The following is a 14049-nucleotide window of genomic DNA, read 5'->3' as shown; positions in this document are numbered from 1 at the left end:
GCCGTACCGCCGGTAGTCGCCCGTTCGCGCTTCGACTCGGACGGCGCACAGAACGACAAGGGATTTAATCCGAACGCGATATCGTTCGTCTATGCCCGGAGTTCTCTCCGACGGCCTCGCGTGGGTCGTCATCCTGACGTTCGTCGCCGGCGCGTTACTCGAACGCCGCGACGAGCGGTACGCGCGATACGTCACCGTGGCCGCGTGGGCCGGTTTCGCGCTCTTTTGGCTGCAGTTGGTCCCCCACTTCGCGTTCGTCCACAAGAGCTACATCGAGGGGTTCCTCTCGCTCGCGGCCGTCCCGGCGTGTCTCTACGCTGGCTATCTCCTCTACTCCGGCCGAAGTACGCTGTTCGTCCTCTCGCGCGCCGTCGCCGTGATGGGTGCCGTCTACCTCCCGTTCGAGACGATCCCCGCGTTCACGCTCCTCGGACTCCGCGTGCCCGCGCCGAGAGGCGTCCTGATGGAGACGGTCGCCGCGCAGACGGGGTTCCTGGTCAACGCCCTCGGCTACCACCCCGAACTCGTCGTCGGCGAACAGGGCTATCTGAACACGTTCCGCTTCTGGGCCGGCGACCACCGCCTCGAAGTGTCCGTCGTCCTCGCGTGTACCGGCCTCGGGAGCATGACCATCTTCGCGGGCCTCATCGCCGCGGTGAAGGCTCCGCTCCGGCGGAAACTCCGCGCGCTGGCCATCGCCATCCCCATCATCTACGCGCTCAACCTGCTCCGGACGACGTTCATCACCATCGCGTTCGGAAAGCAGTACTTCCAGTTCTTCGTCGACGAGATACTGCTTCTGTTCGGGTCGAGCGACCCCTACATGGTCTCGTTTTTCATCTCCGATCGGATAATCAGTCAACTGCTCGCCGTCGTCGCTCTCGTCGGCATCACCTACCTCGTCGTCCGCGAACTGCCGGAGCTCCTCACGGTGGTCGAGGACGTGCTGTACATGCTCACCGGCGACGAGTACGACTTGGCGGAGGCGCTCGACGTGGAGGACGTGCAGGGGACGAACCGCGGCGGAAGCGTCTGAGCGGTCAAGAGCGGTTTACAGTTCGTTCTCGGCGACCACGTCGTCCGGCGCGCCGCCGAGCGTTCCCACCGCGTCGGCCTCGACGTGGTGGAGGTCACCGGGAATCAGGAGCATGTGAAGGGGGTCGCCGAACTCGCGGTCGGCGAGGGCGGAGAGCCGGTCCGCCGCCACCGCGGGGTCCGGACTCCCCGCGCGGGCGACGACGACGCCGAGGACGTCCTTCCAGTCGGACGCCAGCTCCCCGGCGGCGAAGTCCGCGGTCATGTACTCGTCGCGGTCGGCCTTTATATCGAGGTACACCAGCGTGTGGAGCCCTCGCTCTCGGTTCGCCTCGATGGAATCGACGACGCTCTGCGGGACGCCCTCGGCGCCGTGCGCGTACGGGAACGGGAGCGTCACGGCCTTGCCGAACCGGTAGTTCTGAAGTCCGCTCAGACCGCTCGCGGCCGACTGGGCGGTCACGCCGTGGACGACGCGCGTCTCGATACCGCGCGCTATCGCTCGAAGCCGCAGGTCGACATGCGTCGTCGATATCATCGTGTCGCCGGCGGTGAGAAACGCCACGTCCTCGGTCTCGGCGGCGTCGAGCATCTCGTCGGGACGCTGTTCGACGCCCTCCCGTCCGAGAACCTCGATATCGGCGCCGTGGTACGACCGAAGTTCCTCGACGGTCGCACCGAGGAGTTTGCTCGTGTAGAACTCCGCGTACGCCCGGTCCGCCTCTCGAAGCGCGTCTCTGCCCTCGACGGTTATCGAACGTTCGTCGTACAGACCGAGACCGATGAACGTGAGCATACCCCCTCCTCCGCCGCCGCGGATGATAAAGTGCCTGAAGCGACGGGGCGACGACCGCCACGTGTCAGTACAGTACAAATTTAAGCCGGGAGGATATACTACCGGTGGGCGTACGAACGCCCTGGTTTGTTCGGACGACACCCCCGCGAATCCGGTGCGCCTGGTGACCGCGCCGGAGGGGGTCGTCGAGAGGACCGACGGGCGCGAGCGATGCCACCGGAACGCGTCGCGTTCTGACCGGCCGCGAGGACTGTCGTCCCCGTGCCATCGAACGGTGCCGGACGGACCGGGCGTCCACTCGCCAGTGCGGCGGGCGTCGCCGGCGAGCGACCGCCTTCGGAACTTCGATACACATTTGAACGCGTGTCTCCGCCGGAGACACGTCAGTATCCATTTCAGTATCTATGATCGAACATACACAATCGAACGGTAGTCTCCGCGCCGCCGCCGCCACCCCCTCGAACGCCTCCGACTCCGCCGGGGACGCGGACGAGATGCCCGTGACGGTTCTCTGGACCGACGACCGATCCGAGGTCAAATTGAACGACACCCAAGTCATCGACGCCGTCGTCTGGGGGACGACCGACCACGAGGAGTTCACCGTCTCGAAGACGTACGACGCCGTCGTCGGTAACTCGATGGAACCCCTCCGACTGCAGACGGTCACGGAACGGACGGTCGGGGACGTTCGGCTTCGATTCGCCCGGCAGTAACGCCCGCCCGAGTCTTCTCCGAATCGCGACACGGAGACGGACACCGAGGTACTCGAAGGCTGAGTGAAGAGAGAAGTAAGCCGGTGGAGGGATTTGAACCCTCGGCCTATTCCTTACGAAGGAATCGCTCTGCCAGCTGAGCTACACCGGCGCGTGCGTGCATCGGAACGCACTCTCTGGTAACCCGATGAACAAGAAAAGGCTTCCGAATTAGCGCGAGGTGAGCCTGACATCCACGCACACGTTGAGTTCGTGCGGCGCGTACGACCGGACGGCGTGTTCGGTCAGTACCTCGACGTCGTACCGCGGTTCGGCGGCGTCGCGAATCGCCGAGATACCGGGGCCGTACGGGTCGTCCTCGTGTTGGATGTCGTAGTAGTGAACCACGCAGTCGTCGCCGGCGAGTCGGACCGCGGTGTCGAGGAAGTCGTCGGCGCTGTGGGGGAGGTTCATCACGATTCGGTCGGCCCACCCCTCGTACGCTCCGGCCACCTCGCGCACGTCGCCGTGGACGGCGGTCACCCGGTCTTCGACGCCGTTGCGGCGCGCGTTCTCGCGGAGGTACCGAATCGCCGCCTCGTTCAGGTCGCAGCCGACCACCGCCGCGCCTCGCTTGGCGAAGGGGACGACGAACGGGCCGACGCCGGCGAACATGTCGAACGCGTTCTCGCCGGGTTCGACCTGTTCGGCCACGCGGTGTCGCTCCGTCGCCAGTCGCGGCGAGAAGTACACCTCCGCGATGTCGAGGAGGAACTCGCAGCCGTACTCGCGGTGGACCGCCTCCGTGTCCTCGCCCGCGAGGACGTCCCAGTCGCGGACGCGAAGTTCGCCCTTGACTTTCGAGGCCCGGTTGACGACGGTGTCGGCCGGGAGGTCGGATTCGACGACGGCGTCGGCTATCTCGCGGGCGCGTTCGTCGTCGTCCTCGTCTACGATGACGATGTCGCCCAGTCGTTCGTACGTCGGTTCGAAGCCGAGGATGTCGGCGGGCGTCCGTTGTCGACGGCGGGCCTCGGCGTCGAACTCGACCACCTCGAACTCCTCGGGGACCGCCGCGGCGTCGGTCACGGGGATGTAGAGGTGCCCGTCTTCGACCGCAATCTCGAAGTCCCGGTCGATACAGTCCGCCTCCGCGAGGGCGCGGCGCGTCGCCTCGCCGTCGGTTCGCGGGACGCGGACGCAGGGGACGTTCATACCCGAACCTGCCGGCGGGGGAGAGTAAGCGTGACGCTTCGGCGGTTCGCCGGCGGGCGGTCCGAGGCGGCGGGAGAGCGCCGAGGAAACGCCTATCCGTCCGCCGCGCGACGGTTTCGCCGAGGTGACACCCCAGTGACCGAACCAACGCTCTCGGAGACGCTCGCCATCGACGACGACTCGGTCGTCGCCGTCGTCGGCGCGGGCGGCAAGAAGACGACGCTCTACCGCCTCGCCGCGGAGACGGGCGGCGTCGTCACCGCCACCGTCAGGATTCCCATCTTCGACGAGGAAGTCGAACGGGTCGTCGTCACGGCGGATCCGGAGGCGGCGGCCGCCGAGGAGGCGCGGCGACCGTTGGGTCTCGTGCCCGAACGCGAACGGGAGGACCGCTACCTCGGCTACGACCCCGGCGTCGTGGACGCACTCGCCGCCGCGGGCGTCGGCCCCCTACTGGTGAAAGCCGACGGCGCGCGGACCCGCCTGCTGAAGGCCCCGAACGACCGCGAACCGCAGATACCCGCCGCCGCGACGCACGTTCTCCCTCTCGCGTCGGCGCGCGTCGTCGGCGAACCCCTCTCCGAACGGGCGGTCCACCGACCCGAGAGGGTGAGCGAACTCGCGGGCGTCGAGGAGGGCGAGGAGATTCGCCCGTCGCACGTCGCGGCGGTCCTGGGGCACGAGAACGGCGGCCTGAAAGGCGTTCCGGACGGCGCGCGGGCGATCCCGACGGTCAACATGGTCGATACGCCCGAACTCGCCGACGCGGCCCGGGAGATAGCGCGGGGCGTCCTCGACGGAACGACGGCGTCGGCGGTGGACCGAGTGCTCCTCACGCGGATGACCGCCGAGGACCCCGTCGTCGACGTCGTAATGCGGTAGCGTTCACCCCTCCCGGAGTTTCCGCTCCGCCTCGGCCAGTTCCTCGCGGGTGTTGACGTTCTCGAAGGTGTCGGCGGCGGCGTGCGCCGCGATGTCAGCCTCGCCGACCGTCGCCCAGTCTACCTCCTCCAGTGCGGCCAGTATCTTCCCCTCGCCGCGTTTGAGTGCGCGTTCGCAGGCGTCGGCCATCGCCTCCGCGCGGTACACCGCCTGCGTCGTCTGGTACCACTCGTCCTCGCGTTGCGGGACGGCGGCGTCCCGCCCCTCGGCGCGCCGGCGGAGGTAGCGGAGGAACGCGGGGTCGAGAAACGGCATGTCGCAGGCGACGACAGCGGCGTATTCGGCTTCGACGGCGCGGAGTCCGGCGGCGATGCCGGCCATCGGGCCGCGGTCGGGTTCGGGATCCACGGCGACGGCGACGGGCACGTCGCAGTCCTCGACGGCCGCGCGGTGGGCCGTCGCTTGCTCCTCGCGGCAGTTGAGGACGACCCGGTCGCACACCGTCCCGAGTCGGGAGACGACGTGCGCGAGGAGGGGACGGCCCCGGAGTTCCGCGAGGGCCTTGTCCTCGTCGTCGAAGCGAGTCGAGTACCCGCCGCCGAGGACGACGCCCTCGAACGCGTCCTCCCGGTTCGGAGTGCGGTCGCTCATCCGTTACTGACCCGGTGCCGTCATGCGGCCGCTCACTTGCGTCGGCGTCAGTTCAGCGACGCGGATTCGAACGTCGGCGACGTCCTCGTCGAAGACGGATACGGGGTCGAACAGGTCGTTTATCTCCGTCTCGGTGAACATCTCGTCCGGCAGGAGACGGAGCGAACCGCAGACGATGACGCTCCAAGAGTGGCCGTCTTCGTCCGCGACGTCGTGGAGGAGAAAGGACGCCTGCTCGGTTTCGCCGAGGAACCTAACCGTCGAACTCTCTCCGTCGTCGCTCAGCCTGACGAGTAGTCGGTTCTCCGCGCCGTCGTAGTGATAGGACGCCGGGACGCCGTAGGCGACACCGTCGTTAGCGAGCGAAAGAACGCCCGCGAAGCCCTCTTCGAGGCGGCGCGCGACGTCAGCCTCGTCCATCCCGACCATGTACACAAACTCGACGTTGTCCATGCCCGTCCGTACGTCGGCGAACGCAATGAATCGCTGCTATCGTCTCGCGTTCCGTCGCGTTCGTTCGACCGCCCGCCGTCCTCGTTGGCGTTCGGCCCGTCTCGATCACCGAGTACCGTCCTCGCCGTCGCCGGGGACGGTCAGAACCGGAACGTCCGAGAGGCGGACGACTTTCTCGGCGACGCTCCCGATGAGGGCGTGCTTCAGTCCCGTCCGGCCGTGCGTGCCCATCACGACGAGGTCACCGCCCACCGCCTCGCAGTGGGAGAGAATCTCCTCGTGGACGTCGCCGCGTTCGACCGCGCCGGCGGCCGCCGCGCCCGCGCGCTCGGCCCGGTCGAGTACTTCCTCGACCGCCGCCTCGGCGGCCGCGTCCCGTTCCTCCTCCGAGTCCCCGCCGGGGATTCGGGAAGATTCGACGACCGAGAGGGCGCGGACCTCCGCGTCGAACGCCGCGGCGACGGCGACGCCCCACTCCTCGGCGGGGTCGTTCGCCTCGCTTCCGTCGGTCGGCACGACGACTTCCCGGTACGGCAACTCGCCGGGCGCGTCGATTCTGACCGTCAACACCGGGACGGGCGAGTGTCGGACGACTTTCTCGGCGACGCTCCCGACGACGTATCGCTCCGTGCCGCGCCGCCCGTGCGTCCCCATCGCCACCACGTCGGCGTCCGTCCGGTCCACCGCCTCCAGTATCTGTTCGCTCGGTTCTCCCGTCTCGACGGCCGAGTCGGCGGCGACGCCCTCTGCGCGGGCTCTCTCTTCGGCGTCCGTTACCACCTCCTCGGCGCGCGACTCGGCCTCCTCCCGTTCCGCCACCGTCGACATGTCGTAGGGGTTCACGACCGAGAGGACGTACACCTCGGCGTCGCACCGGCGGGCGATTTCGACGGCGTGGTCCAAGGCGACCACGTGGTCGTCTCGGTCGGTCGGCACGAGAACGCGATCGCAGGAGTCGAGTCCGTCCATGGCGTGCGGTAGGGGACCGAGAGAGAAAAAGCCGGGAGGCCGTCCCGGCGGCACGGAGGGACTCGGGGCGGGCGACGGGCGACTCGGCCCGAATCGGCGGTGACTACACGGTTCTGCGGCGCGTACGACTCCCCATGTACCGGACGATTCTCGTCCCCACCGACGGAAGCGCCCCGGCGGACGCCGCCCTCGACCGGGCGATAGAACTCGCGGAGACGTACGACGCGACGCTCCGCATCCTCTCCGTCGTGGATATCGGCGACGCGGGTATGCTGTCGCCCGAGAGCGCACCCGTAGACGGCGTGCGCCGTTCGCTCCGCGGGCGGGCGGAGCAGTTAGTCGACGACGCCGCCGAACGCGCCGCGGAGGCGGGCGTCCGCACCGAGACGGAGGTGACGATAGGCATCCCGCACGTCGAGATACTCGACGCCGCGGCGGAGGCGGGTGCTGACCTCGTCGTGATGGGGACGCACGGCCGGACGGGGCTGAAGCGAGCGCTCATCGGAAGCGTCACCGAACGGGTCGTCCGGCGGTGCGACGCCCCCGTGCTGACCGTCCGCGCCGGGGAGTAGGGTGGAAGCGAGTCAGTCCGCCGCCGTCCCCGTTCCCGAGGGGTCCGCGGAGTCCGTCCCGAGTCGTTCCGACTCGGTGAGGTAACACTGCGGGTCGGGCGCGAACACGCCGCCCCCGGTGGAGAGGACGCGGAGGCGGGACGCGCCGCGGCAGATGTCCCGGTACCGACAGTCGGCGCACCGGCCCGTGAGGTGGCCTTCTCGCTCCCGGAGGGCGGTCAGGAGAGGGTTCGACTCGTCCTCCCAGATGGCCCCGAACGGCCTGTCGCGGACGTTTCCGAGGCTGTACCCCTGCCAGAACTGTGTGGGGTGGACGTTGCCGCAGTAGTCCACGTCGGCGACGCGTTCGCCGGTCGGGTCGCCGCCGTCCGCGCGCGTTGCGTCCGCTCCGTCGTCGGCGCACTCCTCGCCGTCGAGGGGCCGCCCGCCGACGCGCCGCACCTCGTCGGCCGGGCAGAGCCACATCCCCTCCGCGGCCCACCCGAACAGCGACTCGGCCCGTTCGCGCGCGACGGCGGCGGTCCGACCGCTCACGCTGCCGACGTGTCGGAGGGGTTCCGCCGCCTCCTCGCGGACGAACAGTTCCCACTCCCTCCCCGCGTCGGGGCGCGCCCGCCGCGGGTGGCGGTCCTCGGTGCGTCGTGCGTCCGTCCCGGCGCGTCTCGCGTCCGCGTTCGCGTCGGCGTCCAGTGCGTCCGGGTTCTTGTCGTCCCCGTTCATACGTCCGCCTACGAGCGACCCCACCTACGGTTCGCTCGGTCGTTCCCGGTCGCCGGGAACGGACCGAACCGGTTTTGCCGGCCTGCCGCGACGGGGAGACGATGCACGGAGACAGTCTCTCGCGGCGGGCGTTCGTCGGTTCGGCCGCGACAGCGACGCTGACGGCCCTCGCCGGCTGTTCCGGCGGCGGCACTACGCCGTCGCAGGGGTCCGGCGGAGAGGGGTCCTCGGACGCGGCGTCGAAGCGCGATTTCGGCGGATGGCTCGGCGCGACGACGAACTACGACGGCGTGGTCGACGAGACGGACGCCTCGGAGGTCGAAGTGACGGTCGGTTCGCGGGCGAACGGCGGGGCGTACGGCTTCTCTCCCGCCGCGGTTCGCGTCTCGGCGGGGACGACGGTCGTCTGGACGTGGACCGGGAAGGGCAACGCCCACGACGTGGTCGCGGCCGACGACTCGTTCGCGTCCGAACGCACGAGCGAGGGAGGGCACACGTTCTCTCGGACGTTCGAGGAGGCGGGGACGTTCAAGTACTTCTGCACCCCGCACCGGGCGATGGGGATGAAGGGCGTCGTCGTGGTGGAGTGAGCGAGACGCTCACGTTCAAGCGCGTCGAGCGCGTACCGCCACCCATGACGTACCGCGCCGTCACCCGGAACCGCGACGTGGTCTGCGACCGCTTCGAGTTGGGCGACCACGGGGTCGAACTGTACTCGGTCGAGGAGCGACGGCCGTCGGCCCGTCGGACGCCGTCGGACGGAGAGGAGACGTTTCTCGCGTTCGTTCCGTACGAGAATCTCCTGTCGATTCTGAACGAGGACGCCGCGCGCGCACCCGACCCGTCCATCCTCTGACCGGCCGGCGGCGGTTCGCCCGCCTCCGGAGTCAGGGACTCGGCCGCGTCGCGCCCGGACCGTCGGAGAAGGCGGACTCCTCGCTCGCGTCGAGGAGTTCCTGATAGCGGTTGCGAATCGTCACCTCGGAGATGTCGCTCACGTCGGCTATCATCGTCTGCGTGACGTGGACGTTCGTCAGTCGGACGGCGGCGTACAGGGCGGCGGCGGCCAGCCCGACCGGCGACTTCCCCGAGTGGAGGTTCGCCTCCTTGGCGTCGTCGAGGAGTTCGCGGGCGGTTCGCTCCGTCCCCGCCGGCACGTCGAGTTCGGAGGCGAACCGCGGGAGGTACTCCGCCGGGTCCGCGGGTTCGATTTCGAGGCCGAGTTCCCGGACGAGGTATCGGTACGCTCCCTGGAACTCCCGTTCGTCCACGCGGGAGACGCGCGCGAGTTCGTCGAGCGAACGCGGGACGTGCGCCATCCGCGCGGCGGCGTACAGCGACGCCGTCGCGATCCCCTCGATGGAGCGTCCGGGCAGGAGGCCGTCGTCGAGTGCGCGGCGGTAGATGACCGATGCCGTCTCGCGGACGTTCTCGGGCAGGCCCAACGCGGAGGCCATCCGGTCGATCTCGCCGAGCGCTTGCTTCAGGTTGCGCTCCTTCGAGTCGCGGGTGCGGAAGCGTTCGTTCCACGTGCGGAGGCGGTGCATCCGCTTCCGTTGCCGCGACGAGAGGGCGTTGCCGTTGCTGTCTCTGTTCTCCCGACCGATGTTGGTCGAGAGGCCCCTGTCGTGCATCGTGTTCGTCGTCGGCGCGCCGACGCGGGACTTCTCGTCGCGTTCGGCGGCGTCGAAGGCGCGCCACTCGGGGCCGCGGTCCACGGAGTCCTCCTCGACGACGAGTCCGCAGTCGTCGCAGACCGTCTCCCCGTGCTCCTCGTCGGCGACGAGTGCGGACGACGCGCACTCCGGACATCGACGTTTCTCGTCCCCGTCTTCGCGTTCGGGGCGTTCTGTTCGCGTCTCGTCCGTCTCACCGCGGCGGCGCGCGGTTACCGAGGAGGTGTCGCTCATAGATTTGGTTTCGAACCGGCGAGAACGGCCGCCGGTCCCGAATTCGATTTTACCTAACGGAGGGTCGAGTCAAAACCGTGGTGGCGGATTGCTTACCGGATAGTTGTCGTCGCCGACGATTCGTCGGCGTTCCGCGTCGACGCTCAAAACAGGGGTTCGATGGACTCTTCGTCGCCGTCGTCGCCGCCGGACGCCCGAATCAGGCTCCGGTAGCGGTGGCCGCCCGCGGAGTCCTTTTCGAGGATGTCGCGGCGCATCTCGACGGCCGTCCGCCGGAGTTCCGTCAGTCGCGGCACGTCGCTCACGCCCGACAGGAGGACGGCCGCCGCGACGGACTCGGAGTTCATCGGGCAGCCGCCGGCGCGAATCTCCGTCAACGCCGTCTCCTCGCGGACCCACTCTCGGCCGCGTTCGACCCCTCGGCGGGACACCTCGCCGCGGGGTCCGGCGACGACGACCAACCCCCGGTCGGCGCTCTTGACGTCGCAGGGGACGGTGAGGCGACTCAGCGTCGCCCGCCGGACGAGCGACGTCACCCTGTTCGTCACCTTCCCCTCGTCGCGGTCCGGGGTCGAACCGAGGAGTCGGGCGACGAGTCCGCGCTTGGGACGCCGCACCTCCACGCTCGCGTATCCGATAGTGGAGACGCCGCCGCCGGCGAGGGTGTCGCGCACGTCGGCCGTCCGGACGGCGCCGTCGTCGTCCGTCTCGTCGGTTTCGCCGGCGCTCAGCACGACGCCGAGGCGTCGGGCGAGCTCCCGGTTGAGGCTCTCGTAGCCGTCCGAAATCTTCCCGCCGGACTGCCGCCACGCGTCGTTGTCGAAGAGGATCAGGTTCTCCACCTCGCGGACGAACGTCGGGAACGACCGCGCGGCGTTGAGCGTGTTTATCTCGTCGTCGTCGCGCCCCGGGAGGACGCCGAGTCCGAACACCGGTTCGGCGTACACCCGGCTGAGCTCCTCGGCGACGACCGGGCCGCCGCCGCTTCCGGTGCCGCCGCCGAGTCCGGCGACGACGAGGAAGGCGTCCACCTCGTGCGTCGAGAACTCGTCCACCACCGAGAGGACGTTCCCGATGTCCTCTCTGGTCACCTCCGCGCCGAGTTCGTTGTCCGCGCCGACGCCGTGGCCCTTCACCCGGGATTGACCGACGAGGACGCGGCGGTCCTCCGGGAGGCGTTCGAGCTCCACTAAGTCGGCGCGGGCGGTGTTCACCGCGAGAGCGTCCGTCACGAAATCGACGCCCGCGTCCGCCTCGTACGCCAGGAGCGACTCGACGATTCTCCCCCCCGCCAGTCCGACCCCGATGAGTGCGACGTTCATGTTTAACACCTGAGACGAGCCAGTCGCCACCACACACGCGCCGTGACCGTATCAATACAACGGCGTTACCGAGGTGTTAGCCGGTCGGGTGTTCGCTTAACGGACGATTGAACACGCTCGCGTCCCGAGCGAACCACGATGAGTCGAGACGACGAGCTCCCGTCGTGAGATTGGGTCTCACGGCCCGCCGAGCTTTGCTCGGTGACGACGCCGGACGCCGGTCGAACCCCCGACCGACTGCGCCTCCGGGCGGTCTGTACCGTCGCCGCCGTCGTCGTCGGGTCGTTCGCGGCCGACCGCATCTACGCTCGCTACGTCGCCGAGGAGTCCGACTGACCCGCTTCCTCCGTCCCCGTCTTCTCTCGTTCCGCCTCCGCGTCCCCCGCCACCTCTCCCTCTGTCTCCGTCGTCGTCCCTGTCTCTACGCTCTCCGTCTCGCCCTCGACTGCCGCCGTGACGGCGGCCAACACGTCCCCCGCCGAGACGACGGTGCCACGCGCCCTGAGTCGCTCGTAGACGCGTTCGCCCTCTGCGCCGGCGTAGTTCCGCTCCGCGAACGGTCGTTCCTCCACGAGGACGAGGCTGTCGGCGTCGGCGGCCGCGCGGAGGTTCGCCACGTTCCCCCGCCCGACTTCCACGTCCGCGACGACGACGCAGTCGGCGCGTTCGACCCGCGCGGCCACGGCGTCGCGCGCCGCGGAATCGACCGACGAGAAGGGAGCCACCGTCACCGCGTCCAAGCCGAGGCTCCGCGCCGCCTCGGTGTCGGTGTCGCCCTCGTTCAACGCGCCGACGGAGACGTCGTACCCCGCCGCCGAGAGGATGTGGAGGTGCCTCGCGGCGGTGCCGCCCCCGCCGACGACGTGAACGCGCCCCTCGGCGTCGCCCGCCCGCGTCTCCGGCAACGCCGTGACGTACACCGACCCGGTGACGGGGTGGCGCGACACCACCGCGTTCGCGCCGAACGCGCCCTCCAGATTCGCCTCGGTGAGAACGTCGGCGGGCGGGCCGGCGGCGACGACGCGCCCGTCCGAGAGGAGGAGGAGTTCGTCGCAGTAGTGCGCCGCGAGGTTCAGATCGTGGATGGCCGCGACGGCCGTCTTCCCCTCGGCGACGAGTTCGCGGACGAGTTCGAGCGTCCGGACCTGGTGGTTGATGTCGAGGCTGGCGGTCGGTTCGTCCAAGAGGAGAAGCGGCGTCGCCTGCGCGAGTGCGCGGGCGATGAGGACTCGCTGTCGTTCGCCGCCCGAGAGACCCGTGACGGCGCGGTCGGCGAGACCGGTCACATCCGTCCGCTCCATCGCGCGTTCGACGGCCGCCGCGTCCTCGTCGCTCCACCCGCCGAACCGGGAGAGGTGGGGCGTCCGACCCATCCGCACCGTCTCGCGGGCGTCGAAGTCGAAGGAGACGGACGTGTCCTGCGGGACGGTGGCGACGAGTCTGCTCGCGGCCTTCGACCCGAGGCGGCCGATTCGCTCGCCCGCCACCTCGACGCGCCCCCGCGCTGGCGTGAGCGCGCCGTTCAACGCCCGGAGCAGCGTCGTCTTCCCCGCGCCGTTCGGGCCGATGAGGCCGACGAACGTCCCCGAATCGACGGTCAGGGAGACGCCGTCCAGGATGGTCGTCCCCCCGAGGTCGATCCGGAGGTCCGAGGCGCGGACGAGTGGGTCGGTCACAGCCGATGCACCTCTCGCGTCCGCAGGAGGTAGAGGAAGAAGGGCGCGCCGAGGGCCGCCGTCACGATGCCGACGGGGATCTCGGCCGCCCCGGACCGCGCGAGGGTGTCGGTGGCGACCAGGAACGACGCCCCGGCCAGCGCGCTCGTCGGCAGGAGTATCCGGTGGTCCGGGCCCACGACGAGGCGCACGGCGTGCGGCACGATGAGGCCGACGAAGCCGATGACGCCGGTGACGGCGACGGCGGCGGCGGTGACGACGCTCGACGCGGCGAGGAGGATCCGTTTGGTCCGCTCGACTTCGATGCCGAGGCTGTGGGCGTCCTCCTCGCCGAGGAGCAGGACGTTCAGGTCCCGGCCGTAGGCGAGCAAGAGGACGAAGAGCGGCGGCAGGACGAGAGCGACGGTTCGAACCTCGTCCCACGTCGCGCCGCCGAGGTGGCCCATCAGCCAGTAGACGACGCGGCGGAGGCTCTCGCCGCTGTGGAGCAGCATGAAGGAGATGACCGCGCCGAGGAACGTCTGCACCGCGACGCCCGCGAGGAGGAGCGTCGCCGTCGGCGTGCGGCCGCCCTCGGAGGCGAGCAGGTAGACGCCGAACGCCGTCAGGAGCGCCGTCGCGAACGCCGCGCTCTGGAGTTGCAGGCCGAACGGGAGCGCGAAGGGGAGGACGATGGAGGCGACTGCGCCGACGGCTGCGCCCGAGGAGACGCCGATGATGGAGGGGTCGGCCATCGGATTCCGGAAGAAGCCCTGCATGACGACGCCGGCGGTGGCGAGTGCGAAGCCGACGAGGGCGGCGAGGACGATGCGTGGGAGGCGGACGCTGCGGACGATGACGGTGTGGGTCCGTTCGACCGGGAACCGAAACACCGGCGAGAATTCGAGGTGCGGCGCGAGGACGTTCGCCCGGCCGACGAGGGGGAACGGCACCGCGGCGGGCGAGAGCGTGACCCCCGACGGCACCGCGACGGCGTTCAACACCACCTTCGCCACGGTTCGGGCGGGGATGGACACCGGCCCGATGCCGGCGCTGACGAGAACGACGGCGACGAGGAGGCCGGTCAGCCCCCCCGACCACGCGAGGGTGCGGGCACGAACGTCCATGTGCTTCTAACCCAATCGCAGTTGGTTTAGGTAAATACTTGTTGCGATAG

16 protein-coding genes, 1 tRNA gene and 2 pseudogenes are annotated in these 14049 nt (G+C 69.6%); 7 read left to right on the top strand and 12 right to left on the bottom strand.

All coding sequences use genetic code 11. The annotated features are described in order from the left end of the window. The first annotated feature begins 91 nt into the window (after positions 1-91). Positions 92-1036, top strand: a complete 945-nt coding sequence (artA, locus tag ACFQEV_RS14615; protein WP_379697459.1) for an archaeosortase A — start codon at positions 92-94, stop codon at positions 1034-1036. 15 nt (positions 1037-1051) lie between these two features. Here artA and dph5 read toward each other — a convergent pair whose 3' ends face one another. Beyond that, positions 1052-1831: a diphthine synthase gene (dph5, locus tag ACFQEV_RS14610; RefSeq protein WP_379697456.1), complete on the bottom strand. Its 780-nt coding sequence runs from the start codon at positions 1829-1831 to the stop codon at positions 1052-1054. Between the two features lie 404 nt (positions 1832-2235). Here dph5 and ACFQEV_RS14605 point away from each other — a divergent pair, with 404 nt between their 5' ends. Beyond that, positions 2236-2544, top strand: a complete 309-nt coding sequence (locus ACFQEV_RS14605) for a hypothetical protein (protein WP_379697453.1) — start codon at positions 2236-2238, stop codon at positions 2542-2544. Between the two features lie 78 nt (positions 2545-2622). On the opposite strand, the gene ACFQEV_RS14600 is transcribed toward ACFQEV_RS14605, so the two are convergent. Together ACFQEV_RS14600 and ACFQEV_RS14595 are read right to left on the bottom strand one after the other, a co-directional pair. Further along, positions 2623-2695 (bottom strand) — tRNA-Thr (locus ACFQEV_RS14600). A 59-nt stretch (positions 2696-2754) separates the two neighbouring features. After that, entirely contained in the window at positions 2755-3738 is a 984-nt protein-coding gene (locus tag ACFQEV_RS14595) for a class I SAM-dependent methyltransferase (protein ID WP_379697450.1), read from the bottom strand. Between the two features lie 135 nt (positions 3739-3873). On the opposite strand from ACFQEV_RS14595, the gene yqeC reads away from it, so the two are divergent. Further along, positions 3874-4620: a selenium cofactor biosynthesis protein YqeC gene (gene yqeC, locus ACFQEV_RS14590; protein WP_379697447.1), complete on the top strand. Its 747-nt coding sequence runs from the start codon at positions 3874-3876 to the stop codon at positions 4618-4620. A gap of 3 nt (positions 4621-4623) precedes the next feature. Here the strand turns inward: yqeC and mobA are convergent, their stop codons facing one another. The 3 genes from mobA to ACFQEV_RS14575 form a co-directional block, all read right to left on the bottom strand. Further along, positions 4624-5271: a molybdenum cofactor guanylyltransferase gene (mobA, locus tag ACFQEV_RS14585; RefSeq protein WP_379697444.1), complete on the bottom strand. Its 648-nt coding sequence runs from the start codon at positions 5269-5271 to the stop codon at positions 4624-4626. A gap of 3 nt (positions 5272-5274) precedes the next feature. Continuing rightward, positions 5275-5724, bottom strand: a complete 450-nt coding sequence (locus ACFQEV_RS14580; RefSeq protein WP_379697441.1) for a pyridoxamine 5'-phosphate oxidase family protein — start codon at positions 5722-5724, stop codon at positions 5275-5277. Positions 5725-5829: 105 nt separating this feature from the next. After that, a complete protein-coding gene (locus ACFQEV_RS14575; RefSeq protein WP_379697438.1) occupies positions 5830-6693 on the bottom strand; it encodes a universal stress protein in 864 nt (287 codons plus the stop codon). 134 nt (positions 6694-6827) lie between these two features. Between ACFQEV_RS14575 and ACFQEV_RS14570 the strand changes: the two genes are divergently transcribed. Then, entirely contained in the window at positions 6828-7265 is a 438-nt protein-coding gene (locus ACFQEV_RS14570; protein ID WP_379697435.1) for a universal stress protein, read from the top strand. A gap of 12 nt (positions 7266-7277) precedes the next feature. Here ACFQEV_RS14570 and ACFQEV_RS14565 read toward each other — a convergent pair. Beyond that, positions 7278-7676 (bottom strand): annotated as a pseudogene (locus ACFQEV_RS14565) (SPASM domain-containing protein); the annotation flags it as partial. Positions 7677-7706: 30 nt separating this feature from the next. Continuing rightward, positions 7707-7985: pseudogene (locus ACFQEV_RS14560) on the bottom strand (Htur_1727 family rSAM-partnered candidate RiPP); the annotation flags it as partial. A gap of 101 nt (positions 7986-8086) precedes the next feature. Between ACFQEV_RS14560 and ACFQEV_RS14555 the strand changes: the two are divergent. Together ACFQEV_RS14555 and ACFQEV_RS14550 are read left to right on the top strand one after the other, a co-directional pair. Beyond that, positions 8087-8575 carry a halocyanin domain-containing protein gene (locus ACFQEV_RS14555; RefSeq protein ID WP_379697432.1) on the top strand — a complete coding sequence of 163 codons (489 nt, stop codon included), beginning with the start codon at positions 8087-8089 and terminating at the stop codon, positions 8573-8575. A 44-nt stretch (positions 8576-8619) separates the two neighbouring features. Continuing rightward, a complete protein-coding gene (locus ACFQEV_RS14550) occupies positions 8620-8841 on the top strand; it encodes a hypothetical protein (RefSeq protein WP_379697429.1) in 222 nt (73 codons plus the stop codon). A gap of 31 nt (positions 8842-8872) precedes the next feature. Here ACFQEV_RS14550 and ACFQEV_RS14545 read toward each other — a convergent pair whose 3' ends face one another. Together ACFQEV_RS14545 and ACFQEV_RS14540 are read right to left on the bottom strand one after the other, a co-directional pair. Further along, positions 8873-9895: a transcription initiation factor IIB gene (locus ACFQEV_RS14545; RefSeq protein WP_379697426.1), complete on the bottom strand. Its 1023-nt coding sequence runs from the start codon at positions 9893-9895 to the stop codon at positions 8873-8875. 143 nt (positions 9896-10038) lie between these two features. Beyond that, the gene (locus ACFQEV_RS14540; RefSeq protein WP_379697424.1) at positions 10039-11217 is read right to left on the bottom strand and encodes a tubulin/FtsZ family protein; all 1179 of its coding nucleotides are present in this window, start codon (positions 11215-11217) and stop codon (positions 10039-10041) included. A 201-nt stretch (positions 11218-11418) separates the two neighbouring features. On the opposite strand from ACFQEV_RS14540, the gene ACFQEV_RS14535 reads away from it, so the two are divergent. Beyond that, positions 11419-11553 (top strand): hypothetical protein, encoded by a 135-nt coding sequence (locus tag ACFQEV_RS14535; RefSeq protein ID WP_379697421.1) that lies wholly within the window; start codon positions 11419-11421, stop codon positions 11551-11553. Here the strand turns inward: ACFQEV_RS14535 and ACFQEV_RS14530 are convergent. Together ACFQEV_RS14530 and btuC are read right to left on the bottom strand one after the other, a co-directional pair. After that, a complete protein-coding gene (locus ACFQEV_RS14530; RefSeq protein ID WP_379697418.1) occupies positions 11529-12893 on the bottom strand; it encodes a heme ABC transporter ATP-binding protein in 1365 nt (454 codons plus the stop codon). The genes ACFQEV_RS14535 and ACFQEV_RS14530 overlap by 25 nt on opposite strands. Further along, a complete protein-coding gene (btuC, locus tag ACFQEV_RS14525; RefSeq protein ID WP_379697415.1) occupies positions 12890-13999 on the bottom strand; it encodes a vitamin B12 ABC transporter permease BtuC in 1110 nt (369 codons plus the stop codon). The genes ACFQEV_RS14530 and btuC overlap by 4 nt, the downstream gene beginning before the upstream one ends. Positions 14000-14049: the final 50 nt, after the last annotated feature.

Source organism: Halopelagius fulvigenes (assembly GCF_042662625.1).
Classification (GTDB): Archaea; Halobacteriota; Halobacteria; order Halobacteriales; family Haloferacaceae; genus Halopelagius; species Halopelagius fulvigenes.
The sequence above is the reverse complement of the archived record's forward strand: the minus strand, read 5'-3'. Positions and strand labels throughout refer to the sequence as shown.

Coding starts and splice junctions, on each gene's coding strand:
- artA (WP_379697459.1), top strand. CDS start 92: ATGCCCGGAGTTCTCTCCGACGGCCTCGCGTGGGTCGTCATCCTGACG.
- dph5 (WP_379697456.1), bottom strand. CDS start 1,831: ATGCTCACGTTCATCGGTCTCGGTCTGTACGACGAACGTTCGATAACC.
- ACFQEV_RS14605 (WP_379697453.1), top strand. CDS start 2,236: ATGATCGAACATACACAATCGAACGGTAGTCTCCGCGCCGCCGCCGCC.
- ACFQEV_RS14595 (WP_379697450.1), bottom strand. CDS start 3,738: ATGAACGTCCCCTGCGTCCGCGTCCCGCGAACCGACGGCGAGGCGACG.
- mobA (WP_379697444.1), bottom strand. CDS start 5,271: ATGAGCGACCGCACTCCGAACCGGGAGGACGCGTTCGAGGGCGTCGTC.
- ACFQEV_RS14580 (WP_379697441.1), bottom strand. CDS start 5,724: ATGGACAACGTCGAGTTTGTGTACATGGTCGGGATGGACGAGGCTGAC.
- ACFQEV_RS14575 (WP_379697438.1), bottom strand. CDS start 6,693: ATGGACGGACTCGACTCCTGCGATCGCGTTCTCGTGCCGACCGACCGA.
- ACFQEV_RS14570 (WP_379697435.1), top strand. CDS start 6,828: ATGTACCGGACGATTCTCGTCCCCACCGACGGAAGCGCCCCGGCGGAC.
- ACFQEV_RS14555 (WP_379697432.1), top strand. CDS start 8,087: ATGCACGGAGACAGTCTCTCGCGGCGGGCGTTCGTCGGTTCGGCCGCG.
- ACFQEV_RS14550 (WP_379697429.1), top strand. CDS start 8,620: ATGACGTACCGCGCCGTCACCCGGAACCGCGACGTGGTCTGCGACCGC.
- ACFQEV_RS14545 (WP_379697426.1), bottom strand. CDS start 9,895: ATGAGCGACACCTCCTCGGTAACCGCGCGCCGCCGCGGTGAGACGGAC.
- ACFQEV_RS14540 (WP_379697424.1), bottom strand. CDS start 11,217: ATGAACGTCGCACTCATCGGGGTCGGACTGGCGGGGGGGAGAATCGTC.
- btuC (WP_379697415.1), bottom strand. CDS start 13,999: ATGGACGTTCGTGCCCGCACCCTCGCGTGGTCGGGGGGGCTGACCGGC.